At 71.3% G+C, this 23,796-nt stretch carries 24 protein-coding genes and 1 pseudogene; 13 read left to right on the top strand and 12 right to left on the bottom strand.

Going from position 1 to position 23,796, the window contains the following annotated elements:
- Positions 1-477, bottom strand: a pseudogene (locus VE172_RS25785) (DUF6194 family protein); the annotation flags it as partial.
- A gap of 32 nt (positions 478-509) precedes the next feature.
- Here VE172_RS25785 and VE172_RS23320 point away from each other — a divergent pair.
- A complete protein-coding gene (locus VE172_RS23320) occupies positions 510-1,241 on the top strand; it encodes a MerR family transcriptional regulator (RefSeq protein ID WP_349258508.1) in 732 nt (243 codons plus the stop codon).
- Here VE172_RS23320 and VE172_RS23315 read toward each other — a convergent pair.
- The gene (locus VE172_RS23315; RefSeq protein ID WP_324804406.1) at positions 1,210-2,502 is read right to left on the bottom strand and encodes an acetyl-CoA C-acetyltransferase; all 1,293 of its coding nucleotides are present in this window, start codon (positions 2,500-2,502) and stop codon (positions 1,210-1,212) included. The genes VE172_RS23320 and VE172_RS23315 overlap by 32 nt on opposite strands.
- Positions 2,503-2,583: 81 nt before the next feature.
- Between VE172_RS23315 and VE172_RS23310 the strand changes: the two genes are divergently transcribed.
- From VE172_RS23310 to VE172_RS23300, 3 genes are read left to right on the top strand one after another with little or no spacing between them, the layout of a single operon-like run.
- Positions 2,584-3,918, top strand: coding sequence for a 3-oxoacyl-ACP reductase (locus VE172_RS23310; protein WP_324804405.1), 1,335 nt, complete (start codon positions 2,584-2,586; stop codon positions 3,916-3,918).
- Between the two features lie 13 nt (positions 3,919-3,931).
- Positions 3,932-4,810 (top strand): MaoC/PaaZ C-terminal domain-containing protein, encoded by an 879-nt coding sequence (locus tag VE172_RS23305; protein ID WP_324804404.1) that lies wholly within the window; start codon positions 3,932-3,934, stop codon positions 4,808-4,810.
- Between the two features lie 11 nt (positions 4,811-4,821).
- Positions 4,822-5,499: an SDR family NAD(P)-dependent oxidoreductase gene (locus VE172_RS23300; RefSeq protein WP_324804403.1), complete on the top strand. Its 678-nt coding sequence runs from the start codon at positions 4,822-4,824 to the stop codon at positions 5,497-5,499.
- Positions 5,500-5,504: 5 nt separating this feature from the next.
- On the opposite strand, the gene VE172_RS23295 is transcribed toward VE172_RS23300, so the two are convergent.
- Complete coding sequence (locus tag VE172_RS23295) at positions 5,505-6,158, bottom strand: TetR/AcrR family transcriptional regulator (RefSeq protein WP_324804402.1); 654 nt, start codon at positions 6,156-6,158, stop codon at positions 5,505-5,507.
- Positions 6,159-6,232: 74 nt separating this feature from the next.
- On the opposite strand from VE172_RS23295, the gene VE172_RS23290 reads away from it, so the two are divergent.
- On the top strand, positions 6,233-6,691 hold the full coding sequence (locus tag VE172_RS23290; protein WP_324804401.1) for an SCP2 sterol-binding domain-containing protein: 459 nt from the start codon (positions 6,233-6,235) through the stop codon (positions 6,689-6,691).
- An 8-nt stretch (positions 6,692-6,699) separates the two neighbouring features.
- On the top strand, positions 6,700-7,926 hold the full coding sequence (locus VE172_RS23285; RefSeq protein WP_324804400.1) for an acyl-CoA dehydrogenase family protein: 1,227 nt from the start codon (positions 6,700-6,702) through the stop codon (positions 7,924-7,926).
- A gap of 7 nt (positions 7,927-7,933) precedes the next feature.
- On the opposite strand, the gene VE172_RS23280 is transcribed toward VE172_RS23285, so the two are convergent.
- The 4 genes from VE172_RS23280 to VE172_RS23265 all read right to left on the bottom strand — a co-directional run bounded on the left by VE172_RS23280 (position 7,934) and on the right by VE172_RS23265 (position 11,514).
- On the bottom strand, positions 7,934-8,695 hold the full coding sequence (locus VE172_RS23280) for an SAM-dependent methyltransferase (protein ID WP_324804399.1): 762 nt from the start codon (positions 8,693-8,695) through the stop codon (positions 7,934-7,936).
- Positions 8,692-10,074, bottom strand: coding sequence for a TfuA-like protein (locus VE172_RS23275; protein ID WP_324804398.1), 1,383 nt, complete (start codon positions 10,072-10,074; stop codon positions 8,692-8,694). The genes VE172_RS23280 and VE172_RS23275 overlap by 4 nt, the downstream gene beginning before the upstream one ends.
- A gap of 4 nt (positions 10,075-10,078) precedes the next feature.
- Positions 10,079-11,275 (bottom strand): YcaO-like family protein, encoded by a 1,197-nt coding sequence (locus VE172_RS23270; protein WP_324804397.1) that lies wholly within the window; start codon positions 11,273-11,275, stop codon positions 10,079-10,081.
- 77 nt (positions 11,276-11,352) lie between these two features.
- Entirely contained in the window at positions 11,353-11,514 is a 162-nt protein-coding gene (locus VE172_RS23265) for a hypothetical protein (protein ID WP_324804396.1), read from the bottom strand.
- Between the two features lie 197 nt (positions 11,515-11,711).
- On the opposite strand from VE172_RS23265, the gene VE172_RS23260 reads away from it, so the two are divergent.
- On the top strand, positions 11,712-12,359 hold the full coding sequence (locus VE172_RS23260) for a dihydrofolate reductase family protein (protein WP_324804395.1): 648 nt from the start codon (positions 11,712-11,714) through the stop codon (positions 12,357-12,359).
- Here VE172_RS23260 and VE172_RS23255 read toward each other — a convergent pair.
- From VE172_RS23255 to VE172_RS23245, 3 genes are all read right to left on the bottom strand, one after another.
- The gene (locus tag VE172_RS23255) at positions 12,340-12,825 is read right to left on the bottom strand and encodes an SRPBCC family protein (protein ID WP_324804394.1); all 486 of its coding nucleotides are present in this window, start codon (positions 12,823-12,825) and stop codon (positions 12,340-12,342) included. The two genes, VE172_RS23260 and VE172_RS23255, sit on opposite strands and share 20 nt — an antisense overlap.
- 68 nt (positions 12,826-12,893) lie before the next feature.
- Positions 12,894-14,489 (bottom strand): serine/threonine-protein kinase, encoded by a 1,596-nt coding sequence (locus VE172_RS23250; protein WP_324804393.1) that lies wholly within the window; start codon positions 14,487-14,489, stop codon positions 12,894-12,896.
- 187 nt (positions 14,490-14,676) lie between these two features.
- Entirely contained in the window at positions 14,677-15,567 is an 891-nt protein-coding gene (locus VE172_RS23245) for a universal stress protein (protein ID WP_324804392.1), read from the bottom strand.
- 139 nt (positions 15,568-15,706) lie between these two features.
- On the opposite strand from VE172_RS23245, the gene VE172_RS23240 reads away from it, so the two are divergent.
- Complete coding sequence (locus VE172_RS23240) at positions 15,707-16,345, top strand: GntR family transcriptional regulator (RefSeq protein WP_324804391.1); 639 nt, start codon at positions 15,707-15,709, stop codon at positions 16,343-16,345.
- A 28-nt stretch (positions 16,346-16,373) separates the two neighbouring features.
- Positions 16,374-17,561 carry an amidohydrolase family protein gene (locus tag VE172_RS23235; RefSeq protein ID WP_324804390.1) on the top strand — a complete coding sequence of 396 codons (1,188 nt, stop codon included), beginning with the start codon at positions 16,374-16,376 and terminating at the stop codon, positions 17,559-17,561.
- An 8-nt stretch (positions 17,562-17,569) separates the two neighbouring features.
- On the opposite strand, the gene VE172_RS23230 is transcribed toward VE172_RS23235, so the two are convergent.
- Positions 17,570-18,847 carry an MFS transporter gene (locus tag VE172_RS23230; protein WP_324804389.1) on the bottom strand — a complete coding sequence of 426 codons (1,278 nt, stop codon included), beginning with the start codon at positions 18,845-18,847 and terminating at the stop codon, positions 17,570-17,572.
- A 17-nt stretch (positions 18,848-18,864) separates the two neighbouring features.
- Positions 18,865-20,310, bottom strand: a complete 1,446-nt coding sequence (locus VE172_RS23225; protein ID WP_324804388.1) for an MFS transporter — start codon at positions 20,308-20,310, stop codon at positions 18,865-18,867.
- A gap of 126 nt (positions 20,311-20,436) precedes the next feature.
- Between VE172_RS23225 and VE172_RS23220 the strand changes: the two genes are divergently transcribed.
- Genes VE172_RS23220 through VE172_RS23205 form a run of 4 tightly spaced genes read left to right on the top strand, consistent with a single transcriptional unit; the run spans position 20,437 to position 23,741 of the window.
- Positions 20,437-21,642: a cytochrome P450 gene (locus VE172_RS23220; RefSeq protein WP_324804387.1), complete on the top strand. Its 1,206-nt coding sequence runs from the start codon at positions 20,437-20,439 to the stop codon at positions 21,640-21,642.
- A gap of 2 nt (positions 21,643-21,644) precedes the next feature.
- Complete coding sequence (locus VE172_RS23215) at positions 21,645-22,289, top strand: TetR/AcrR family transcriptional regulator (protein ID WP_324804386.1); 645 nt, start codon at positions 21,645-21,647, stop codon at positions 22,287-22,289.
- A gap of 15 nt (positions 22,290-22,304) precedes the next feature.
- Positions 22,305-22,505 carry a ferredoxin gene (locus VE172_RS23210; protein WP_324804385.1) on the top strand — a complete coding sequence of 67 codons (201 nt, stop codon included), beginning with the start codon at positions 22,305-22,307 and terminating at the stop codon, positions 22,503-22,505.
- 27 nt (positions 22,506-22,532) lie between these two features.
- Positions 22,533-23,741 carry a cytochrome P450 gene (locus VE172_RS23205; RefSeq protein WP_324804384.1) on the top strand — a complete coding sequence of 403 codons (1,209 nt, stop codon included), beginning with the start codon at positions 22,533-22,535 and terminating at the stop codon, positions 23,739-23,741.
- The last annotated feature ends 55 nt before the right edge of the window (positions 23,742-23,796 follow it).

Raw genomic sequence — 23,796 nt, 5'->3', positions numbered from 1 at the left:
CAGCGCGAGGGTCCGCGGGCCCGGGTTGACGATCGCGATCCAGCCCTGCGCCCGGTACAGCGGGTGCGGCAGCACGGTGTCGACGGCGCTGAGGTCGACGGCGGCGCCGCGATCGTCCCGGTCGCGCGGCCGCTCGCCGCCGAGGTTCCGGGGTATGGCGAGTTCTTGCGAGTCGTCATGGCCGCCACGGTGATCATCGGCATCGGCGCAGCCGCCGAGGAGTTCGGTGAGCGCCTTCTTGCCGACGTGAATGTTGAGCCGCCAGCGATCGGGACGGTCGAGGTCGCACGCGGCGTCGCCGGGGTAGTTCTTCGTCACGACGGTCGCGTAGGGCTGCTGGCGCTCGGGGACGCGACCGTCGGGCGCGTAGTAGAAGAAGTGGTCGCCCCAGGCGATCTCGGGGAACGGCCCGCCCCGAGCGGGAGCGAGCTCCAGCACGCCGTCGAAGCCTCGGACGGTGTCGAGAATCTGATTCATACTCATGGTTCAAGCGTGAACTTGAAGTGCTTATGGAGGGTTTGGTGCTGACGGTGAAGGACGTTGCCGCCACGACGGGGTACTCGGCCCAGCAGATCCGCGACCTCGAGGGGCTCGGCGTCATCTCCCCCGCCGCGCGGGCGGACAACGGGTATCGGCGGTTCGACGCCGGGCACGTCGCCGACCTGCGCGCCTATCGCGATCTCGCGTTCGCCGTGGGGCCCGTCGACGCCCGGGGCGTCATGAGCGCCATCCGTCGCCTGCCGCTGGGCGAGGCCACCGAGCTGGCGGGGTCCCTTCACACACGGCTGCGACGGCAACGGGACCGGGCGCTGGCCGCGCGGCGGGCCCTGGAGGCGATCGGGGCCGAGGCGCGCACCGACGCCGAGCCCGAGGCGGCCGACGCCATGACCATCACGCAGCTGTCGCAGGCGCTGGGGGTGCGGGCGTCGACGCTTCGCTTCTGGGAGCGGGAGGGCCTGGTGGAGCCGGAGCACGCGCGCACCCGCGCGGGAACGGCGCGCCGCTACCAGGTGGCGGCGGTGCGCCACGCGCGGATCGTCGCGGCGCTGCGGGCGGCGGGGTACCGGATTCCCGATGTGCGCCAAGCCATCGCGGCCGTGCGCGACCTCGAAGACGTCGGACGCAGCGCCGAGGCGCTCGGCGCCCACGCCGACGCGATATCCCGGCGCTGGCTGGCGCTGCTGCGGGCCTCGGCGCGGCTGGCCGAGATCATCGCGCCTGGCGTTCCAGGATCGCCGTGACGCCCTGTCCCCCGGCCGCGCAGATCGAGATCAGGGCTCGTCCCGATCCCTTGTCCGCCAGGAGTTTCGCGGCGGTGGCCACGATCCGGGCGCCGGTGGCGGCGAAGGGGTGGCCGGTGGCCAGCGAGGAGCCGTTGACGTTGAGGCGATCGCGGTCGACGCCGCCCAGGGGTGCGTCCAGCCCGAGACGGGTGGCGCAGAACTCGGCGTCCTCCCAGGCCGCCAGCGTCGCCAGCACCTGGGAGGCGAAGGCCTCGTGCATCTCGATGAAGTCGAAATCGGACAGTTTGAGGTTGTTGCGCGCCAACAGCTTCGGGACGATGAACACCGGCGCGGTGAGCAGGCCGTCGTCGCCGCCGACGAAATCGACGGCGCCGGCCTGGACGTCGACGAGGTGGGCGGCCACCGGGAGGCGGCGCTCCTTCGCCCAGGCGTCGCTGGACAGCAGCACGGTGGCGGCGCCGTCGGACAGCGGCGAGGAGTTGCCCGCCGTCATGGTGCCGTCGGGCCCGCCGAAAACCGGGCGCAGCCGGGCGAGCTTCTCGGCGGTGGTGTCGCCGCGCAGCAGGCCGTCGCGGGTGACGCCGAGGTAGCCGGTGACCAGGTCGTCGAAGAAGCCGCGGTCGTAGGCGGCGGCCAGCCGCTGGTGGCTGGTGACGGCGAGTGAGTCCTGGGCCTCGCGGGTGATCCCCCACTTGGTGGCGGTGCGGGCGGCGTGCTCCCCCATGGACAGGCCGGTGCGGGGCTCGGCGTTGCGCGGGATCTCGGGCACCACCTGCTTGGGGCGCAGGCGGGTGACCATGCCCAGGCGCTTGCCGAGGCTCTTGGCGCGGTTGAAGTCCAGTAGCAGGCGGCGGAAGTCCTCGTTGACGCCGATCGGGGCGTCGGAGGTGGTGTCGACGCCGCAGGCGACGCCCGCGTCGATCTGGCCCAACGCGATCTTGTTGGCCACCGCCGTGGTGGCCTCGAGGCTGGTGCCGCAGGCGCGTTGCAGGTCGAAGGCGGGCGTGGTGGGGTCGAGGCGGGAGCCCAGCACGGATTCGCGCGTGAGGTTGAAGTCGCGGCTGTGCTTCAACACCGCGCCCCCGGCGACCTCGTCCAGCCGCGCGCCCGACAAGCCGAAGCGGCTGACGAGTCCGTTCAGGGCGGTGGTCAGCATGTCCTGATTGGAGGCGTGCGCGTAGGGACCGTTCGACTTGGCGAAGGGAATCCGGTTGCCCCCGATGACGGCCACGGGGCGCACGGCGCGGTTGTTCGACATGGGTACCTCTTCGGTCGGTGCCTTGCGCGTTATCTTACTCGCGAGTAAGGTTACCTCAGCGCCGACCTCGAGGAGACGCCCATGACCGACCGCTATCGGGGATTCGCCAACACCGGCACCGGCCGCGCCATCGTGCGCCGGCTCGGGCTACCGGCACCGGCGAAGCTCCGCCGCCACGACACCGGTGACCCCGACGTCCACGGCCCGGTGCTGTTGGGCGGCAAGGACACCGGCCTCCTCAAGGGCCTGGGCGAGGCGTTGGAGACGGAGCTGGGCGCGCAGGTGCATCTCAGCGAGTCCGAGGACGCACACTACGGGGCCGTGGTCTTCGACGCCACCGGCATCGACTCGGTGGCGGGGCTGCGGCAGCTGTACGACTTCTTCCACCCGGCCGTCCGGCGGCTGACCGCGTGCGGGCGGGTGCTGGTGTTGGGCCTGGAGGTACGAGAAGACCAGGCCACCGAGCACGCCGCCGCGCAGGCCGCCCTCGACGGGTTCGTCCGCACCGTCGGCAAGGAGCTGCGCGCGGGGGGCACCGCCCAGCTGCTGCGGGTCGACACCCACGACACGTCCGCGCTCGAATCCAGCCTGCGCTTCTTCCTGTCGGCGCGCTCGGCCTTTGTGTCCGGGCAGGTGGTCCACATCGGAGCTTTTGAGGCGGACAGGTATCACCGGGCACACCCGCTGGACGGCAAGGTCGCGCTGGTGACCGGTGCGGCCCAAGGCATCGGTGCCACCACCGCGCAGTTGCTGTCCCGGCTCGGCGCCCACGTGATGTGCCTGGACGTGCCCGCCGCCGGGGAGAAGCTGTCCGAGGTGGCCGGCGAGATCTCGGGCACGGCGATGCAGCTGGACATCACCGCCGACGACGCGCCCGCCACCCTGGCCGCCCGGCTGTCGGAGCGGCACGGCGGGGTGGACATCGTGGTGCACAACGCGGGCATCACCCGCGACAAGACCCTGGCCGGGATGCGCGCCGAGCAGTGGGACGGCGTGCTGGCCGTCAACCTCGCCGCGCCGCTGCGCATCACCGAGGACCTGTTGCGGCGCGAGCTGATCCGCGACGGCGGCCGGATCGTGGTGACGTCGTCGGTGATGGGCATCGCCGGCAATCGGGGCCAGGCCAACTACGCCGCCTCCAAGGCCGGGCTGATCGGCATGGTGGGCTCGCTGTCGCCGCGGGCGGCGGCGTCCGGCATCACCGTCAACGCGGTGGCCCCGGGCTTCATCGAGACCCGCATGACCGCGAAGATGCCCCTGGCACTGCGCGAGGTCGGGCGCCGACTGTCCAGTCTGGCGCAGGGCGGGCTGCCGATCGACGTCGCCGAAACCGTGGCGTGGCTGGCACATCCCGGTTCCGGCGGCGTCAACGGCAATGTTGTTCGCGTGTGCGGGCAAAGCTTCCTGGGATCGTGAAGGGCGAGGGCTGATGGCCATGCTGACCCACCTGGCGGGACTGGCGCCGCGCGCCGCGATGTCCCTGGCCACCAAACACCGCGGCGACCCCATGGCCGCGGTGCTGCCCGCGGCGGAGTCCCGGATGGACGACATCGTCGCCGACCCCGCCCACCTGACGGCGTATCGGCGGCTCACCGGCTATCGGGTGACGTCGTACCTGCCCATCACCTACCCCCACCTGGCCAGCATGCGGCTGGGGCTGCGGCTGATGATGTCGCGGCCGTTCCCGTTCACCGCCATGGGGATGCTGCACTTCGGCGACGAGATCACCGAGCTGCGCCAGATCCCGGCGGGGCAACGGTTCTCGATTCGGGTGCGCGCCGACAACCTCGCCGCGCACCGCCGTGGCGTCACCTTCGACCTGCTCAACGACGCCACGGTGGACGGCGAGACGGTGTGGACGCAGCGCAGCACCTTCCTGTACCGCGTCAAGCAACCGCCGCCCGACGCCGCCCCTCCGGCCGCGGCGCCCGGGGAGTCGGTGACGCTGTCCGACTTCGAGGCATTGTGGAGGGTTCCCGCCGACGCGGGGCGCCGCTACGCCGAGGTGTCCGGGGACTACAACCCGATCCACCTGTACCCGGCGACCGCCCGGATCTACGGCATGAAGCGCCCCATCGTCCACGGCATGTGGAGCGTGGCGCGCTGCGTCGCGGCCCTGGAATCGCGCGCGGGCGAGGCGCCGCGGCGGCTGAGCGCCCGCTTTCGGGCCCCGGTGTCGTTGCCCGCCAAGGACGTGGCGCTGTGCACCCGCCGCGCCGACGCGGGCTGGGAGTTCGCGCTCATCGCACAGCGCGGTCAGCGTCACTATCTGAGCGGATCGATGGTGTCGCTCGGCGAGGCTTCCTAAGATCTGTCCCCATGACGATCTGTCTGGTCACCGGCGGCAACCGCGGCATCGGGCGCGAGGTGTGCCGCCAGCTGGCGGCTCTGGGTCACACGGTCGTCCTGACCGCGCGGGACGCGGGCGGGGCGCGCGCGGCGGCGGTCGAGCTCGGCGTGGAGCCGCTCGCACTGGACGTGACCGATCCCGCCAGCGTCACCGCGGCGGTCGACGCGGTGTCCCGGCGGCACGGGCGCCTGGATGTCCTGGTCAACAACGCCGCGATCCTTTACGACACCTGGCAACGCGGTGTCAGCGCGGATCTGGGCGTGGTCCGTGACGCGATGGAGACCAATGTGTACGGTCCATGGCGGATGGTGCGGGAGTTCCTGCCGCTGCTGCGAAGCGGCGGATCCGCGCGCGTGGTCAACGTGTCCAGCGAGGGCGGATCGTTGGCGAGCATGGGCGGCGGGACCCCCGCCTATTCGGTGTCGAAGGCGGCGCTCAACGCGCTGACGCGGATTCTCGCCGACGAGCTGCGCGGCGACGCGATACTGGTCAACGCCGTGTGCCCGGGCTGGGTCGCCACGGACATGGGCGGCGCGGGCGGGCGCCCGGTCGCCGACGGGGCGGTCGGGATCGTGTGGGCCGCGACCCTGCCCGGCGACGGGCCGACCGGCGGGTTCTTCCGCGACGGCGAACCCGTTGCCTGGTAAGGGATTCACGCCTCGCCGCGCTGCCTGGCGCGGGTGGCCTCCATGAGCTTGGACAGCCCGGGCCAGGCGAAGTGGGACAGCTGCTTGGCCGTGGTCTTCGGGTCGGTGTCGGGGTTGTCCAGCATCCAGTCGGCCAGCGACTCGCACGCGCCCACCAGCGCGTGGGCGGCCATCACGGCCTCGGGGCCGGGCTCGGAGGAGGCGGCGCGCGCCAGCAGCTCGCCGATCAGGTCGATGGTGCGGCCGCGCATCGCGTCGACCTCGCGAGTGGACTGTCCCCCCTGGATGCGGGCCTGGCGGTACAGCACCGTCCAGGCTCCCCTGTGGTCGGATACGAAGGTGAAGAACCCCTCCAGGGCGCTCCACAGCTGTCGTTCGGCCGGGTCCTCGGCGCGCACCACGCCGGCGATCATGTCCATGAGGCGGCCGGCCTCGCGGCGGATGCACGCGACGAACAGCTCCTCCTTGGACCCGAAGTACAGGTAGATCATGGGTTTGGAGATGCCCGCGATCGCGGCGATCTCCTCCACCCCCGCGCCGTGATACCCGTTGGCGGCGAACGCCTCCACGGAGGCGTCCAGCATTTGCTGTTCCCGCACCGCGCGGGGCACCCGGGCCTTGCCGGGGCCGTGGGAGGCGGCGGATTTTTGAGAAGTCACTCTTGTCATGCTACCTTACCCTCCGGTAATCTTACTCCAAAGTAAGAAAATGTCGGACGCAGAAAGGTTCCGTCATGACCAGCGACGACCCGATCGGCGACGTCGATCTGTCCACTATCACCCCCGCCGACTTCGCCTCCCTGGTGCGCAACGCCCCCGCCGACCAGATCGACGCGATCATGGCCGACGCCGAGATTCGCGGGCGGGTGCTGTCGGAGGTCTTCGGCCGCATGGGCGACCAGTACTCCGGCAACCGCAAGACCAAGGCCGTCATCCACTGGAAGATCCTCGACAGGCCCGGGGGCGGCTACGACCACTACGAGACCGTCCTCTCCGGCGGCACGTGCACCGTCACGAACGAGCCCAAGGAGGAGGCCCGCGTGACGATCCGGCTCAACGGCACCCAATTCCTCAAGCTGGCCTCCGGCAACTCCTCCCCCACCACGATGTTCTTCACCGGCAAGCTGAAGCTGACGGGCGACATCGGATTCGCGGCGGGTCTGTCCAATCTGTTCAACATCCCCAAGGCCTAGGAGACCCGATGAACGACGGATTCAGCCTCGAGCTGTCGCAGGACCAGCGCGACGTCCAGGAATGGGCGCACGGCTTCGCCGCCGACGTGATCCGCCCCGCGGCGTCCGAATGGGACGAACGCGAGGAGACCCCCTGGCCGATCATCGCCGAGGCCGCCAAGATCGGTCTGTACGGATTCGAGTCCCTGGCCCAGTTCTGGGCCGACCCCAGCGGGCTGAGCCTGCCCCTGGTCAACGAGGAGCTCTTCTGGGGCGACGCGGGAATCGGGCTGTCCATCTTCGGCACCTCCCTGGCGGTGGCCGCGATCTACGGTTCGGGAACCCCCGACCAGCTCGTGGAGTGGGTCCCCCAGTGCTACGGCGACGCCGACGACCCCAAGGTCGCCGCCTTCTGCAGCTCCGAACCCGAGGCGGGCTCCGACGTCGCCTCCATGCGCACCCGCGCCCGCTACGACGAGGCCACCGACGAATGGGTCCTCAACGGACAGAAGGCCTGGGGCACCAACGCGGGCATCGCCACCGTCCATGTCGTCACCGCCTCCGTCGACGCCGAGCTCGGGTCCCGCGGCCAGGCCGCCTTCGTCGTCCCCCCGGGCACGCCGGGGCTGTCCAGCCCCACCAAGATCCGCAAGCTGGGCCTGCGCGCCTCCCACACCGCCGACGTCTTCCTCGACGACGTCCGCGTTCCGGGCCGATGCCTGTTGGGCGGCAAGGAAAAGCTCGACGCCCGCCTCGCCCGCGCCCGCGAGGCCGCCACCCAGCCTGGCCAGGGGCAGCAGGCGGCGATGCGCACCTTCGAACTCACCCGACCCACCGTCGGCGCCCAGGCCGTGGGCATCGCCCGCGCCGCGTACGAGTACGCCCTGGACTACGCCAAGCAGCGCGTCCAATTCGGACGACCCATCATCGCCAACCAGGCGATCGGCTTCGCCCTGGCCGACATGAAGACCGAGATCGACTGCGCCCGCCTGCTCGTGTGGCGCGCGGCCTGGATGGGCCGCAACGACAAGAGCTTCGACGCCGGCGAGGGGTCGATGTCCAAGCTGAAGGCGGGCGAGGTGGCGATCCGCACGACGGAGAAGGCCGTGCAGATCCTCGGTGGGGCGGGGTTCTCCCGCGACCATCCCGTGGAGCGCTGGTACCGCGACGCCAAGATCTACACGATCTTCGAGGGCACCAGCGAGATCCAGCGGCTCGTGATCGCCAGGGCCATCTCGGGGATGCGCCTGGGGTAGCACCGTTTCAGGCGGGTTTTTCGGCGACCACGAGGACGCGGCGCATGAGCCCCGCCCAGCCGTCCACCGCCGCGGCCTCGGCGCGTAGCGCCCGGATCGCGGGGTCGTCGCCGGGCTCGGTGGCCAGCACGGCGGCGAACAGCGCCCGCTGGGCGGCCTCCAGGTCGGGCCGTTTCGACACCGTCACGGCCCGAAACCCCGCCGCGGTGAGGATCCGCGCGAAGTCGAGCCGCAGCGGCGGCGGCACCCGCGCGTCGTCGGCGGCGACGGGTTCCCAGTTCGTCAGGACGTATCGCCCGCCGGGCCGCAGGATCCGCCACGCCTCGGCGGCCTCGGCGTCGTGATCGGCCGCGAAGTGAAACGCGTCGACGCACACCGCCGCTCCCGCCCGCCCGCTCGGCAACCCCGTGTCGCACAGGTCGCCGACGCGGAAGGACGAGCGGTCGGCGAGTCCAAACCCTTGGGCGCGTTCGCCCGCCTGCCACACCGCGACCGCCGAGAAGTCGACGCCGTCCAGCGCGGCCCCGAGCCGGCGGGCGAGCCACAGACCGGGCCCGCCCCGTCCGCAGCCGAGGTCGGCCAGCCGGTCGCCGGCGCCGATGCCCAGCGCCGCGGCGATGTCGTCGAGTGCCTCGGCGGTGAGAAAGGAGTTCGCCGCGACCTCCGGCGGCAGGCCCAGCGCCCGGCTGAACAGCTCGCCGTGGCGCGCCGAGGCGGCGATGGCGGCGTACCCCCGGTCGAACGCCGCGGCGGCGCGTGCCGAACTCATGGGGCGTCCTCCGCGATCGACAGCGCCGCGGCGTGAGGGTTGTACGTGGCCAGCAGGTAGTACGGCCGCGCGCCCGCCACCATGGTGTCCACGGTGTCGAGACCGCGGTCCATGACGCGGTAGGGCAACTCTTCGCGCGTGGTGTGCCAGCGGCGGCACAGCCAGTCGACGACGCGCCCCGACGGAATCGCCGCCACCGAGAAGCCGGGTTCGCTGTCGGCGGCGCCCCGGTTGACCTCGCGGGCGTAACCGGCGATCCGCCGCGCCCGCCGCACCAGGTCGGGCCGCGACAGCAGCTCGCCTATCGCGCCGAGATCGTCGATGATCCCCGGCGCCACCCGAAAGCCGCGCACCAGGAAGGCGAGCACCCGCGCGCGCGGGCCCCAGTGGTTCCGCTCCACACCGGACAGCCATCCATCCAGAAAGGACCAGTCGGCCGATGCGTCCAGGGGAGGGTAGATGCCCCGGTGCACCCCGTGCGCGATCGCCACATCCTCGACGTCACCGGTGGTGCCGCCGCAGGTTGCCCGGCACTCGTCGGCCAACCGCCGCAGCACGGTCGCGCGGTGCAGCCCGGGATAGTCGTCCGCCAGGGCCTGACAGATCCGCAACACCGACAGGTCGGCGACCCAACCGGCGCCGTCGCCCGCGTCGCCGCCCGCCGCCGCGACCTGCCACGCGTGCAGGAAGATCGTCCGGCTCACCGGCGACCGCTTGACGGCCACCGGCGCCGTCTCGCGCAGCCGGTGCACCAGCTCCACCGCGTCCGACCGCTTGCGATCCACCGCATGCCCGCGGCAGAACCCGTCCAGCCGCCGCACCATGTCGTCCGGCAATCCCCGCGCGGCGGCCAGCGCCGAAAGCCGGGGGAAGGTGCGCTGCGAGTAGGGCATCGCCGCCAGCCGCTCCACCAGCGCCCGCGCTTCGTCCGGCGGCACGAGCCCCGCGTCGACCGCCGCGTCGAGGGTCGCCCGAATGTTCACCAGGGGCTCCGACATCCGCCGATACCGGGTGTCGGCCGGTCCATGGGTGAGGGTCACCTCGTCGTCGGCGGTCAGGACGCCGTCCCGGTAGTCCCGGTAGACGCGCCCCACCCCCTCCATCCCGAGGGTGTCCAGCTCTGCGGCCCGCAACGCGCCGAGGCTCGCGGCGCCCAGCACCCGCGCGCCGTCGTCCATGACGGCCAGGATCTCCTTGTGCCGCACCGAACGCGTCTGATGGAAGTACCCGTCGACGATCCCGATGACGTCGCCCTGTCCGGCCGACAGGCCCAGCAGGTCGCCGGCCGCGATCGGCGGCAGCAGCTCGATGTCGTCGTCCGCCAGCAGCTCGCCCGCGTCCGGCAGGCTCGGCCCGCAAAACAGCACTCGCCGTGTCATGCCCTCACCCGGCCTCGGGGTTGTAGCGCAGACCCGGGCACACCACGCGCACCACCGCGATCCCGATGTCCGGCCGGGTATGGTCCACCACCAACGGATCCCGCCCCGTATGCCCGCGCACCAGGTGGGCCACCCGCGTCAGGTCCTCGCCCAGCGTCGCGTGGCGCACCGATGGGACGTCGCCGAAGGCGGTCCGAACCGGGTTGCGGTACAGCGGCTCGAGATCCGGCGTCCCGGACCGCCCGGCGGCCACCAACCCGGCCCGCCGGTACCAGTCGCCGCGCATGTCGTCGCGGGCGCCCGAAATCGCGGTCACCCGCGACTGGACGGCCTCCGTGACGGCGCGGCAGAACGCCACGTCCCGGTCGAGGTGGGCGCCCATTCCCTCGAACACGTAGGGAAACGCGTCGCTGACGATCCTGGCCCGAACGCACGCCACACCCGTGGGGCTCGGCAACACGTCCACCCGCACCGCGACCTCCGCCGCCCGCAACCGTTCGATGAGTTCCGCGGCGTCGCCGCCGACGCTGTCGAGGTCCACCACGACCGTGCCGTCGGCGGTGGCGGCGCGGGCGATCGCGTCCCGCTCAATGACCTCGTACAGCGCGTGAAGCGTCGCCTCGCCGACGGTGTTGCCGCTGGCCAGCCCGTTGCTCGTGGTGTGAAACAGCGGCAGCTGCCATCGAGCCGAGGTGCGCCCGTCCAATCGCAGGCACTCCATCGGCACCAACGTGTCGGTGCCGTCGATCAACCGGCGGGCCCGACCCCATTCCACCGTGGCGCCGGGGTTCAGGTGATGCCGGGGCAACAGCGGCAACTCGTCCAGTCCATAGTCGAGCTCGGGCGCGATCGCCGCCACGGTGTCGCGGGTGTCGCCGGGCGGCAGGCGTTCGGCGTGCCACGTCTCGATCGACTCCATCGCCGCCGACACCTTCGCCAGGTCCGGGGTCAGCCCCTTGCCCTGCGACACCGAGATCGTGTACGAGTTGGGCCGCACCGCCTGAAAGACCGGCACCCCGATGTCGTCCAGCCAGGTCACGTCCGACAGCCGAGTGATGCCCATGCGCGGCAACAACGGCACGATCCGCGCCAGCGTCCGCTCCGGGGCGCACGTCCGATGTGTACCGGCCACGACGCTCTTGTACGCCGCGTCGTCCACCGGTACGCCCCGCACGGCCAGATTCGTGTCAGTGCCGATCATGGCATCCTCATTCCCCAATGGAAGCCCGGTCACGTCCCCGCGACTCCGCGTTCGACGTGGACGTGACCGGGTCGCGGTCAGCTTTCGGTGACCGGGCTGACGTCGTCAACCGACAACGCGACCTGCACCTGGTACATGCACGCGGCGCCCGCCTGGTGCTCGGCCGCCACCGCCGCGGGGCCCTCGTCCACAGTCAGCTCACCGCGCAGGTCCTCGCGCGAAGGCACAACAAGAGTCATCCGATTCCTCCTCATAAAGTGCCGGCACGGCGCTCGCCACACCGGGTGTTTCGGCTGGATACCCTCCCGATCGCCGGAACGTTCGGGAGACGTCGGCAAGCCTTCCACCGAAGCCACGGCGCCGTATCCGTGCTGGGCACGGATATTCGGTGCATGCTGGGATCCCACCGTCGATGGAACACAGGGAGACCATGACCATGTCCGAGGCACGCATCCACAACTTCTCGATCTCGCTCGACGGGTTCGCCACCGGGGAGGGGCTGAGCCTCGACGACCCGTTCGGGCACGCCGGACATCGGCTGCACGAGTGGATGGTTCGCACCCGGTTCTTCCACCAGCAGACCGGGGAGGAGGGCGGCGGTCGCGGCGTCGACAACGCGATCGCGGCGTGGTTCGAGCCCGGGATCGGGGCCGAGATCATGGGCGCGGGAAAGTTCGGGCCGCCCGGGTGGCAGGACGACGCCGGCTGGAAGGGGTGGTGGGGCCCGAACCCGCCGTTCCACACCCCGGTGTTCGTGCTGACGCATCGGCCGCGGCCGTCCATCGAGATGGCCGGCGGCACCACGTTCCACTTCCTCGACGCCGCGCCGAGCGAGGCGTTGACCGCCGCGCGCGAGGCCGCCGACGGCGGGGACGTGCGGATCGGGGGCGGGCCGACCGTGTGCCGCGACTTCCTCGCCGCGGGGCTGGTCGACTTCATGCACGTGGTGCAGGTGCCCATGGTGCTGGGCCGCGGGGTTCGGCTGTGGGACGGCCTGGAGTCGCTTGAGGACTCCTACGACATCGAGGCGGTCTCGACCCCCAGCGGGGTCACGCACCTGGTGTTCACCGCGAAGCCTCGGTGATGAGGTCGCGCAGGTGGCGCAGTGAGTTGGCGAGGTGGCCGGGACCGAAGGGGGGAAAGGTGATGCCGCGGTCGCGGACGTACCGGGGCACCGCCGACCAGTCGTAGGTGTGCGTGACCTCCGTCGTGGACTCGTCGACGGGTGCGAGGTCGTAGCGCCAGATCCAGCCGCCGAATTCCCGCTCGCCGTCGTCCAGTTCCTGGCCGGTCGTCCAGGCGATCGCGCGGGGTCGGTCGAAGACGACGACCTTGTTGACCGTGCGGTAGTCGCCGTCGGGGTGGTCGGCGTGGTACATGCGCATCCGGAAGATCTGGCCCACTGTGGACAGCGGAGCCTGGTTGATGGATCCCCGGACCCAACCGGTGCCGTCGATGGCGGCGTGGGTCGTGGGATCGGCCAGTGCCGCGAACACCATCGCGGCGGGCGCGGGGAAGGCCAGGGTGGCGCTGACGGTTTCGGTGTTCATGGCGTCCAGGCTCCTCGCGATGAGTTTCGAAGGGTAGACCGCGCGGAGCGGCGAAACTCATCGGTGGATCACGAGGACGCGGACACGGTGCGCCAGCGGGACTTCTTGGTGTTGTCGCACTCCGCGAGCCCGACTCCGAGCTTGGTGTTGTCGGCCATCAGGCACAGGTGGTCCGTGCCGGCGGGGTGCTGGATCTTCCACACATCCCATCCGTCCGCGGTCCTGATCCAGGTCAGGCGCCAGCGCGAGTCCTTCGTGCACTCTCCATCGGAGAGCTTCGGCCCCTTCGGGTCGACATTGACGCACTTGTCGCCCTCGTCCTCAAAGAAGTAGACGTTGTTGTTGGGGCTGGCATTGGCGACCCGCGTGAAGGTGAACGTCTTGTGGTTGTCCTCGGAGCAGTCGGGGGTGGTGACGCCGAGACTGCCGATGTCGAGGCACTTGCCGGTGGCGACGCTGATGACCTGGGTGGGTTCTTTGGTGACGCCGTCGGGGGCCTTCGCCGGTGGCGACGAGGACTGCGACGTCGAGTCGGTGTTGTTCGGCGATGCCGCGTTGCCGCGCCCCTTGGGCCAGTACACGTACGCCGCGGCGGCGCCGGCGATGAGGAGCAGGATCAACAGCGTGACCAGCACGGCGCGGCCGCGGCGCCGCCGTGGCTTGTTGGGCTTGGGCTTTGCGGGGGTGGGCACGGGGCGGTAGTCGGGTTCGGCGACCGGCATGGGGTTGGTCGGCATCGGCGCCCGGGCCGCCGCGGGTTGCGGGGCGGGCTGCGGCGCCGGTCGAGGGGGCGATGGCGGGGCCGGGATGGCCTCGGTGGCGGGCGGCAGCGGCATCCGTCCCGACGCGGCCTGGCGGCAGTCGTGCGCGAACGCCGACGCCGAGGGGTAGCGCTCGGCGGGGGTCTTGGCCAGGGCCCGCATCACCACCTCGGCGACGGGCACGGGCACGTCGACCGGCAGCGGGGGCGGCGGCTGGGTGAGGTGCCCGGTGATGGTGGCGGCGGTGGTGCCGCCCTGGAACGGCGGGTTGCCGGTGAGGCATTCGTAGGCGACCACGCCCAGGGAGTAGACGTCCGATGCGCCGGTGAGGTCCTCGTCCTGCAACTGCTCGGGAGACGCGTAGGTGACCGTCCCCATGACGGTGCCGGTCATGGTGAGGCCGGTCTGGCCGTGGGTGCGGGCGATGCCGAAGTCCACGATGGTGGCCGTGCCGTCGTCGTCGACCAGGATGTTCTGGGGCTTGACGTCGCGGTGCACCACCCCGGCGTGGTGGGCGGCGTTGAGGCCGGCGGCCACCTTCGCCACCATGGACATCACCCACGCGGCGTCCATCCGCCCCTGCTCGCGCAACAGCTCCGACAGCGGGCGGCCGGTCACGTAGTCCATGACCAGGTAGAAGACGTGGGAACCGTCCTCGGTGGTCTCCTCGCGGGCGTCGAAGATGTTCACAATGCCCGGCGACGACAGCTTGGCGAGCGTCCGCGCCTCGCGGAGGAATCTCTCCCGGAACTGCGCGTCGGCACCCAGGGCGGGATGCAGGATCTTGGCCGCCACCGTGCGGTTCAGGGCCTGGTCCGTGGCCTGCCAGACCTCACCCATGCCGCCGGAACCGACCGGCTTCTCCAGCCGATAACGGTTGCCCAGCAACTGATCGCGGTGCATGCGCCCCTCCCCTGGTAACCATTGGCGACCGAGTATGCCACGAACGTGTGAGCCGAAGACTATCGACTAGTCAGAACCACTGTCGGGGCGCCGGTGTCGTTCGGGGCGCCGAAGACCTGATAGGCGTCGGTGAATTCGTCCATGGCGAAGCGACGGGTGATGCGGCGGCCGACGTCGACGCGCCCACTCAGTCGTCGTCGCGCTGACGCAGCACCACGACCGGCGCCCGGGCGTGCAGCAGCAGCGACATGCTGACCGAGCCCAGCACCATGCCCGCGAGCTGCCCGTGGCCGCGCGACCCGACGGCCAGCAGGTGGGCCCCGGCCGACAGCTCCCGCAGCACCGTGCGCGGCAGCCCGCGCTCGAGGCGGCGCACCACATTGACGTTCGGGTACCTCTCCTGGTACCCGGCCAGCGCCTCGCTGAGCATCTGTTCCTCGCGGGCGGCGGCCTCCTCGACGTCGAGGACCACCACCGCCACGTCGGTGGTCGCCAGGTTCCACGGGTACTCCCACGCGTGCACGGCCACCAGGTCGACCCCGGCCGCAGCGGCCTCGGCGAAGCCGAAGTCCAGCACGGGAGTCGAGCGCGGCGACGTGTCCACCCCCACCACGACCTGGCCCGCGTGCGGCCCGGTCGCGTCGTGTTCGCGCACGACGACCACGGGGCAGTGCCCGCGCGTGGCCAGCCGGGTGCTGGTGCTGCCCAGCAGCAGCCCGGCGAACCCGCCACGGCCGCGGCTGCCCACCACCATGAGTTCGCTGCGCCGTGACCGCGAGATCAGGGTCGCGGCGGGGTTCACCGAGTCCAGCAGCTTGCTGGTGACGTCGATGCCCGGGTTCACCTTGCCGACGCGCTCCAGCACCTCGTCCAGCATCCGCTGGGCGTCGTAGTGGGTGAGGTCGCGCGATTCGGGCCACAGCATCGACGCGTCGCGCCCGCCGCCGATCGGCGCGACCGGGAACGCGTAGAGGATCTCCAGCGGGCGGCGGCGGATCAGCGCCTCCTTCGCCGCCCATCTCACGGCCGGTAGGCAACTGTCGGAGCCGTCGTAGCCGACGCAGATCGGAAGGGACATAGCGGGTCACCTCGAGTTCGGAGTTTAGTGAGCGGCCCGCTGGCTGGCGGGTCTTTGCGGTGATTGCTCCACCGACGCGCGTGGCGCGGCATGAGAGGGTGTATGGCGTCGCACGTTGGAATAGATAGGACAGTCAGGCATGCCGGGGTCCGAGGAGCTTGAGTCGGAGCGGGTCACGCGTCGGATCCGCGACGACATTTTGGACGGCGTGAGGCCGCCGGGCGCCAGGCTGGTGGAGCGGGAGTTGGCGGCGGACCTCGGGGTGAGCCGCCTGCCGGTGCGCGACGCGTTGAAGGTGCTGGTGGCCGAGGGTCTGGTGACGCCGCGGCCGCGCAGTTGGTCGGTGGTGCGGGAGTTCACGTCGTCGGACATCGCCGATCTCAACGAGGTGCGGGCGGCGCTGGAGGTGTTGACGTTTCGGTTGGCGGCGCAGCGGCGCACCCGGGAGGGGTTGGAGGCGCTGCGGGAGGTGTTGGACGTGGAGCTGGCGGCGGCGGTGGCCGCCGACGCGGTGCGGGCGAGGCGGGCGGCGGCGGACTTTCACGAGGCGGTGACGTCCTTGGCGGCCAACGAATTGCTCGGCGAGATCGCCGGGGTGATGCGCAGCCGGATGCGGTGGCTGTTGGCCCAGCACGACGATCTGCTGGGTATCGCCGAGGAGCATCGGCGGTTGTACGAGGCGATCGCCGCGCGGGACGTCGCGGGGGTGGAGCGGCTGGCCGACCAGCACGCGCGTGCCGAGCGTCGCAGGGCCGAGGGTTCCGGGGCGGATCGCTGACGCCGGATTTTGGTATACCATTTTCGGCATGGGAGTCAAGACACTGACGAACGTGCGCCCGTGGGGCGCCGCACCGGTGGACATCGTGATGTCCGGCGGCGCCATCAGCGCGGTCGAGGCGGCCGGTTCGGCGGCGCCGCGGGGCGAGCCGATCGACGGGCGTGGCCTGCTGGCGCTGCCGGGGTTCATCAACGCGCACGCGCACGTGGACAAGAGCTGGTGGGGGCAGCCGTGGGTGTCCTACGGCGGTGACAACACCACCGCCGGACGCATCGCCCACGAGCGGGCCGAGCGCGGCGCGCTGGGCATCCCGAGCCCGAACTCCACCGCGGCGGTGCTGCGGGAGTTCCTGCGGCACGGCACCACCGCGGTGCGCAGCCACGTCGACGTCGACCTGGGCGTCGGGCTGCGCGGCATCGAGGTGGTGCGCGAGGCGGTGGAGGCGCTGGGCGACCGCCTGGAGCTGGAGGTCGTGGCGTTCCCGCAGGACGGGGTGGTGCGGCGCGACGGCGTGCTCAAGCTGCTGGACGAGGCTGCCGCCGCGGGCGCCACCAGCATCGGCGGCATCGACCCGTGCTCGATCGACCGCGATCCGGTGGCGCAGCTCGACGGCCTGTTCGACATCGCGGTGCGCCGCGGCGTCGGCATCGACATCCACATTCACGACCGCGGCGAGCTCGGGGCGTTCCAGTATGAGCTGGTCGCCGAACGGGTGCGCGCCAATGGTTTGCGGGGCAAGGTCACCATCTCGCACGGCTTCGCGCTCGGCGAGTTGCCCGCGGCGCGCCAACGGGAACTGCTGGACCGGTTCGCCGAGGCGGGCATCGGTTGGGCGACGGTGGCTCCCCCGGGGACCGCGCCGCTGCCGTGGCGCGGGATGCGCGAGCGCGGCATCCCGGTCGGGCTGGGCACCGACGGCATCCGCGACCTGTGGTCCCCCTTCGGCGACGGCGACATCCTGCTGGTGGCGCAGAACTTCGCGCGGCTGCACGGCCAGCGCGGCGACGCCGATCTCGCCTACGTCGTGGAGCTGGCGACGTCGCGCGCCGCCGGTTACGTCCATCGCGACATCCACGACCTGGTGGCGGGCGCCCGCGCCGACATCGTCCTGCTGGACGCCGAGAACGTCGCCGACGCGCTGACGCGCTGCCCGAGGCGCGCGATGGTGATCGCGGGCGGCACCGTGGCGGCGGTCGACGGCGAGCTGACCTTCTGACCGTCGGGTCAGGGGGCGACCGGTGCGGGGCTGCCGTATGTCAACAGCTTCGGGACCCACACGGTGATGCCGACGAGGATCGCGATCAGACAGAGTCCACTCAGGAACGTGGTGGGGCCGACGCCGATCGTCTGGGCGGCGGCGCCCAGCGCCAGCGAGGACACCGGCATGACGCCGATGGCGAGCTCCTGGACGCCCAGCGCGCGGCCCTGGATCGCGGGGTCGGTGGTCATGAGCAGCAGGGTGGTTTGCAGGACGGCGAAGGCGGAGCTCATGACGCCGATCGCGGCCATCAGGGCGAAGGACGTCACGACCAGGTGGGACAGGGCGAACAGCGACCACAGCGTTGCCCAGATCGCGGTGCCGACGAGGAAGACGCCGCCCTTGAACCTGAAGTCGCCCATGGCGGCGATCACGACGGAACCGATGAGGCCGCCGATGCCGCTGAAGGTCAGCAGCCACCCGAGCCCGGCGGCGTCCAGGCCGAGATTGGACTTGGCGAACACCGGCATGAAGCCCTGGTAGATCGGCCACAGGAAGACGTTGGCGGCCAGGGTGATGAGCAGGACGGCCGAGGCCAGGCGATTGGTCACAATGGAGCGGATGCCGCCCGAGAGCATGCGCAGCACGGGTTCGGGCACGGGCGGGGCGGTGCGCGCGGTGCGGCGCAGCGGCCACAACAGGGCCAGCGACGCCGCGTACCAGCCCGCGGAGATCCACAGTGCCGCGGGCGCGCCGACGGTGCTGAGCAGGGCGCCGCCGGCGGCGGGCCCGAACACCTGGGTCATGTTCATGGCCATGGAGTTCAGGGCGTTGGCGTTGCTGAGGTTGTCGCGGCCCACCAGGTCCAGGACCAGCGACATGCGGGCGGGCTGCGACGGCGAGTGGGCCATGCCGATGGCCAGTCCGCTCAGGACCAGCGCCCAGTACGGCACGATGCCCAGCGAGGTCATGGCGGCCACGACCATCACCGCGCTCAGCCCCCAGCCGCAGGCGATCATGAGCAGCCTGACCCGGTCGTGGCGGTCCGACATCACGCCCGCCAGGGGCCCCAGCAGCATCGGGGCGAGCCGGGCGGCGGTGAACACCGCCAGCTGGAACTCCGAGTGCGTGGTGTCGTAAACCACCCAGCCCAGCACGAGCGTCTGCATCCAGGCGCCGCCGAAGAAGAACAGGTTCGATGCCCACAACAGGCGAAAACGCGGCGAGTCGCGCAGCGACGCCACCGCCTTCAGCCGCCCGCCGCGTTCGGACACCGCAACGCCAGCTGGTTCCCGCGACGCCACGGCGCTCCTTCCTCTTCTCACTCACTCCGCGGCGGCAAATGGTATACCAAATCTGGCGTTTTGCCCAGGTCGGTTTCGTCGACGGCGGGGGCGCGAGCGGGCAGGAAGGACGCGAAGCCCAGCGCGATCACGGCCGCGGCGGCGCCGATCACCATGACGAGCCGGAAGCCGTTCTCGGCGGGCAGCGTGTGTCCGGCGAACGAGACGGTGAGCTGGGCCAGGACGACCCCGGCCACCGCGCTGGAGGTCGACGTGCCGATCGAGCGCATCAGGGTGTTGAGGCTGTTGGCGGCCGCCGTCTCCGACACCGGGACCGCGGCCATGACCAGGGCGGGCATCGCGCCGTAGGCGATGCCGATTCCGGCGCCGATCAGCGCGGAGACGCCCACCAGCTGCCAGATCTGCGACATCCACGCGGCGCCCAGGCCGTAGCCGACGGCTACCACGACGGCGCCGGTGAGCAGGGTCCACTTGGGGCCCTTGAGTTTGGAGATCCGCGCCGACACCGGGGCCATGGCCATCATCACCAGGCCGGACGGCGCCATCACGAGGCCGACCGACAGCAGACCCTGTCCCAGGCCGTATCCCGTGGCCTTGGGCAGCTGCAGCACCTGCGGCAGCACCAGGGACATCGCGAACATCGAGAAGCCGAAGACCGCCGAGGCGAGGTTGGTCAGCAGCACCTGGCGGCGGGAGCTGACCCGCAGGTCCACCAGGGGTTCGGCGGCGCGCAGCTGCCACCAGCCCCACACCAGCAAGACGACCACGGTCGCGCCGAACAGGCCCAGCGTGGTGCCGCTGGTCCAGCCCCAGTCGGCGCCCTTGGAGATCGCCAGGAGCAGACACAGTAGACCGGCCGACAGCCCGGCGGCGCCCAGCAGGTCGAAGCGTCCGCCGCTGCGCACCGGGGATTCGCGCACCAGGGCCACCACCAGGAGGGTCGCGACGGTTCCCAGCGCGGCGGAGGTCCAAAACAGCGCGTGCCAGTCGGCGTGCTCGGCGAGGAACGCCGCGGCGGGCAGGCCGAGCGCGCCGCCCACGCCGAGCGAGGCGCTCATCAGGGCCGTGGCACCGCCGAGCCGTTCGCGCGGCAGTTCGTCGCGCATGATGCTGATCCCCAGCGGAATGACCCCCGCGGCGAGGCCCTGGAGGGTGCGCCCGGCGACCATGCCCGGCAGGGAGCCGGACAGCGCGGCGATCACCGAGCCGACGACCATGAGGGACAGGCTGAGCAGCAGCATGCGGCGCTTGCCGTACATGTCCCCCAGGCGCCCCATCATCGGCGTGGCGACCGCGCCGGCCAGCAGGGTGGCGGTGATCGCCCAGTTGGCATCGGACGGCGTGGCGTCCAGGAGCCCGGGAAGCCTTGGCACCAACGGGATCACGACGGTCTGCATCAAGGAGACCACGATTCCCGCGAAGGCCAGCACCATGACCAGGGGATTGGCTCGGGACGAGGACATGGGAGGGCCTTTCGTGGGGTGAGGCTGGGGGACCCGCGTCGCGGCAATTTAAATCAACTGCTTGACTTAACGTAGCAGAACCACTTTACTGAACCCGAGCCACGAACCGCCCGGCGAGGAGACACGGTGAGCCACAACGAAACGACCCTGCATTACCCCATTGTCGGCGATGCGGCGCTTGAGCCGCCATCCGAGTGGGAGCGGCTGCGGCGCGGCTGCCCGATCGCCGAGGTGAGGCTGCCCAGCGGGGACGCCGCGTCCCTGCTGACCCGCCACGCCGACGTCAAACAGGTGCTGTCCGACCCGCGGTTCTCCCGCCCGACGCACAATCCCGACGCCGCCCGGATCACCGCGAACGAATCCGGCGGGGTGTTCAACAGCGAGATGGCGGCGTCCATCCCGAACGGCGGGCCCGAGCACCAGCGCTGGCGCCGCGCCATCGGCAAGTGGTTCACCGCCAAGCGGATGGCGGCGCTGCGGCCGGGCATCGAGGACATGGCCGAGCGGCTCATCGACGAGATGGTCGCCGACGGGCAACCGGCGGATCTCAAGGCGCGCCTGGGTTTCCCGCTGCCGGTGTGGGTGATCTGCGAGCTGCTGGGCGTCCCCGACGCCGACCGCGACTCGTTCTCCGGCTGGTCCGACGCCATGCTCAGCCTGGACCGGTTCACGCCGCGGCAGGTCGCCGAGGCGCAGGCGGCATTCATCGCGTACCTGAAGTCCCATGTGGACGCCAAGCGCGCCGCGCCCCGCGACGACCTGTTGTCGACGCTCATCGCCGACGCCGACTACCCGATGTCCGACGCCGAACTGATCGCCACCGGGCAGGGCCTGCTCATCGCCGGGCACGAGACCACCGCGAACATGATCGGCAAGATGGTCGCGATGCTGCTGTCGCCGCGCGAACGCTGGGAGCGGCTGGTGGCCGACCGCTCGCTGGTGCGCACCGCGGTGGAGGAGGCGCTGCGGTTCGACGCCAACGCGGGCTTCGGCATGCCGCGCTTCATCCCCGACGACGCCGAGATCGCCGGCGCCACCGTGGCGGGAGGCTCGACCGTGGTGTGCAGCATGGCGGCGGCCAACCGCGACGAGTCCGCCTTCGACAACGCCGCCGACATGGACCTGGGCCGCAGCCCCAATCCGCACCTGGCCTTCGGCGCGGGTGCGCATTCCTGTCTGGGGCAGGCATTGGCGCGCACCGAGCTGCAGGCCGTGCTGGAGGTGCTGCTGCGCCGGATGCCCGGTCTCGAGCTGGCGGTGCCGGTGGAGCGGCTGCGCCGGGTCGAGGGGCTCGTGGTGGGCGGGCTGCGCGAGGTCCCGGTGCGGTGGTGAACATGTCACAAAGGACGATCCGCTCCGAGAAGGTCGCCGCCACGCGGGATCTCATCCTGACCGCCGCCGAGCGGCTCTTCGCCGAGCACGGCGTGTACGCGGTGTCCAACCGCGGCATCAGCGAGGCCGCCGGGCAGGGCAACAACGCCGCCGTCGGATACCACTTCGGTACCAAGGCCGACCTGGTGCGCGCCATCGTGCGCAAGCACGCCGCCGACACCGAGAGCCGCCGCACCCCGATGGTGGCCGCGTGCGCCGGTTCCGCGGAGCTGCGCGCGTGGGTGACGTGCCTGGTGCGCCCCGCCACCGATCACCAGGCGTCCCTGGGCATCCCGACCTGGTACGCCCGGTTCGGCGCCCAGGTCATGACCGACCCGGCGCTGCGCCCGATCATGGTCCAGGAGGCGCTGGAGGCGCCGTCGCTGCACCAGATCCTGCACGGGATGCGCCGCTGCCTCCCCGACCTGCCGGCCGAGGTGCGCGCCGAACGCGAGGACATGGGACGGCAGCTCATGGTCCACATGCTCGCCGAACGGGAACGCGCGCTGGCCGAGAACACCGCCACCCCGCGATCCAACTGGCACGACGCCGGTTCCGGGCTGATCGACGCGATCACCGGGCTGTGGCTGGCGCCCATCACCCGCTGAACGACAAGGAACCCCATGAAGATCACAGTGGACGAAGAGAAGTGTTGCGGCGCGGGCACCTGCGTCATGCTCGCTCCCCAGGTGTTCGACCAGCGCGACGACGACGGGATCGTGGTGCTGCTGGAGCCCCGCCCGGCCGAGGCCCTGCGCGACACGATGCTCGAGGCCGCCAACGTCTGCCCCGGCGCGGCGATCAGCGTCGACGCCAACGCCTGAACCGGAGAGTACTCAATGGAGGAATCCATGACCGACATCGCTCCACCCACCGAGGTTCCGCGGTTCCCGATGTCGCGGGCCGCGACCTGCCCGTTCGATCCGCCCCCGGATCTCACCTCGCTGCGCGAGGCCGCCCCCCTGAGCAGGGTGCGGCTGTGGGACGGCAGCACCCCGTGGCTGGTCACCCGCTACGCCGAGCAGCGGGCGCTGCTGGGCGACGAGCGGGTCAGCGCCGACGCCACCCGCCCCGGCTATCCCAGCCAGGCCCCGGTGCGCGGCAACCGGATCAGCTTCATCCTGATGGACGACCCCGAACACGCCCGGCTGCGCCGCATGGTGACCGCGCCGTTCATGATCAAGCGGGTCAGGCAGCTGCGGCCGAGGGTCCAGGGCATCGTCGACGACCTGATCGACGCGATGCTGGCCGGTCCGAGGCCGGTCGACCTGGTGGAGGCGTTCGCGCTTCCGGTTCCCTCGCTGGTGATCTGCGCCCTGCTGGGGGTGCCGTACGCGGATCACGACTTCTTCCAGGACAACAGCAGCACCATCATCAGGCGCACCGCCGCCCCCGAGGAGCGCACCGCCGCCCACGGGCGGCTGGCCGAGTACCTGGACGGCCTGGTCGGCGACAAGCTCGCCCAGCCCGGCGACGATCTGCTGTCCACTCTGGCCGAACGCGTCGCCGCCGGGGAGCTCACCCGGTCCGAGGCCGCCCAGATGGGCGTGCTGCTGCTGATCGCCGGGCACGAGACCACCGCGAACATGATCGCGCTGGGCACCCTGGCGCTGCTGGAAAACCCCGAGCAGCTGGGCCGGCTGCGCGACACCACCGACCCCGGGCTGGTGGACTCCGCGGTGGAGGAACTCCTGCGCTATCTCAACATCACCCACAGCGGACGGCGTCGGGTGGCGTTGGAGGACATCGAGATCGCCGGGGAGACGATTCGCGCCGGGGACGGGCTCATCATGGCCAACGACGTCGCCAACCGCGATCCCGAGGTCTTCGACGACCCCGACGCCCTGGACGTCGGCCGCAACTCCCGCCGCCACGTCGCGTTCGGGTTCGGCGTTCACCAGTGCCTCGGCCAACCCTTGGCCCGCATGGAACTCCAGGTGGTGTACGGGACCCTCTACCGGCGAATCCCCGGCCTGCGCCTCGCCACCACCATGGACGCGATTCCGTTCAAGCACGACGGTTCGGTCTACGGGGTGTATGAGCTGCCCGTGACCTGGTGACCCGGCGCGGCGGCTCACCGATCCCGATGTGGACGGCGTCCCATAACCTGGCGGC

This window comes from Stackebrandtia sp. (assembly GCF_035643755.1).
GTDB lineage: Bacteria > Actinomycetota > Actinomycetes > Mycobacteriales > Micromonosporaceae > Stackebrandtia.
This window is presented reverse-complemented; position numbering and strand designations above follow the sequence as displayed.

Excerpts from the sequence above, each read along its gene's own strand:
- VE172_RS23320 (WP_349258508.1), top strand. The coding sequence starts at position 510 with ATGGAGGGTTTGGTGCTGACGGTGAAGGACGTTGCCGCCACGACGGGG.
- VE172_RS23315 (WP_324804406.1), bottom strand. The coding sequence starts at position 2,502 with ATGTCGAACAACCGCGCCGTGCGCCCCGTGGCCGTCATCGGGGGCAAC.
- VE172_RS23310 (WP_324804405.1), top strand. The coding sequence starts at position 2,584 with ATGACCGACCGCTATCGGGGATTCGCCAACACCGGCACCGGCCGCGCC.
- VE172_RS23305 (WP_324804404.1), top strand. The coding sequence starts at position 3,932 with ATGGCCATGCTGACCCACCTGGCGGGACTGGCGCCGCGCGCCGCGATG.
- VE172_RS23300 (WP_324804403.1), top strand. The coding sequence starts at position 4,822 with ATGACGATCTGTCTGGTCACCGGCGGCAACCGCGGCATCGGGCGCGAG.
- VE172_RS23290 (WP_324804401.1), top strand. The coding sequence starts at position 6,233 with ATGACCAGCGACGACCCGATCGGCGACGTCGATCTGTCCACTATCACC.
- VE172_RS23285 (WP_324804400.1), top strand. The coding sequence starts at position 6,700 with ATGAACGACGGATTCAGCCTCGAGCTGTCGCAGGACCAGCGCGACGTC.
- VE172_RS23280 (WP_324804399.1), bottom strand. The coding sequence starts at position 8,695 with ATGAGTTCGGCACGCGCCGCCGCGGCGTTCGACCGGGGGTACGCCGCC.
- VE172_RS23275 (WP_324804398.1), bottom strand. The coding sequence starts at position 10,074 with ATGACACGGCGAGTGCTGTTTTGCGGGCCGAGCCTGCCGGACGCGGGC.
- VE172_RS23270 (WP_324804397.1), bottom strand. The coding sequence starts at position 11,275 with ATGATCGGCACTGACACGAATCTGGCCGTGCGGGGCGTACCGGTGGAC.
- VE172_RS23265 (WP_324804396.1), bottom strand. The coding sequence starts at position 11,514 with ATGACTCTTGTTGTGCCTTCGCGCGAGGACCTGCGCGGTGAGCTGACT.
- VE172_RS23260 (WP_324804395.1), top strand. The coding sequence starts at position 11,712 with ATGTCCGAGGCACGCATCCACAACTTCTCGATCTCGCTCGACGGGTTC.
- VE172_RS23255 (WP_324804394.1), bottom strand. The coding sequence starts at position 12,825 with ATGAACACCGAAACCGTCAGCGCCACCCTGGCCTTCCCCGCGCCCGCC.
- VE172_RS23250 (WP_324804393.1), bottom strand. The coding sequence starts at position 14,489 with ATGCACCGCGATCAGTTGCTGGGCAACCGTTATCGGCTGGAGAAGCCG.
- VE172_RS23245 (WP_324804392.1), bottom strand. The coding sequence starts at position 15,567 with ATGTCCCTTCCGATCTGCGTCGGCTACGACGGCTCCGACAGTTGCCTA.
- VE172_RS23240 (WP_324804391.1), top strand. The coding sequence starts at position 15,707 with ATGCCGGGGTCCGAGGAGCTTGAGTCGGAGCGGGTCACGCGTCGGATC.
- VE172_RS23235 (WP_324804390.1), top strand. The coding sequence starts at position 16,374 with ATGGGAGTCAAGACACTGACGAACGTGCGCCCGTGGGGCGCCGCACCG.
- VE172_RS23225 (WP_324804388.1), bottom strand. The coding sequence starts at position 20,310 with ATGTCCTCGTCCCGAGCCAATCCCCTGGTCATGGTGCTGGCCTTCGCG.
- VE172_RS23215 (WP_324804386.1), top strand. The coding sequence starts at position 21,645 with ATGTCACAAAGGACGATCCGCTCCGAGAAGGTCGCCGCCACGCGGGAT.
- VE172_RS23210 (WP_324804385.1), top strand. The coding sequence starts at position 22,305 with ATGAAGATCACAGTGGACGAAGAGAAGTGTTGCGGCGCGGGCACCTGC.
- VE172_RS23205 (WP_324804384.1), top strand. The coding sequence starts at position 22,533 with ATGACCGACATCGCTCCACCCACCGAGGTTCCGCGGTTCCCGATGTCG.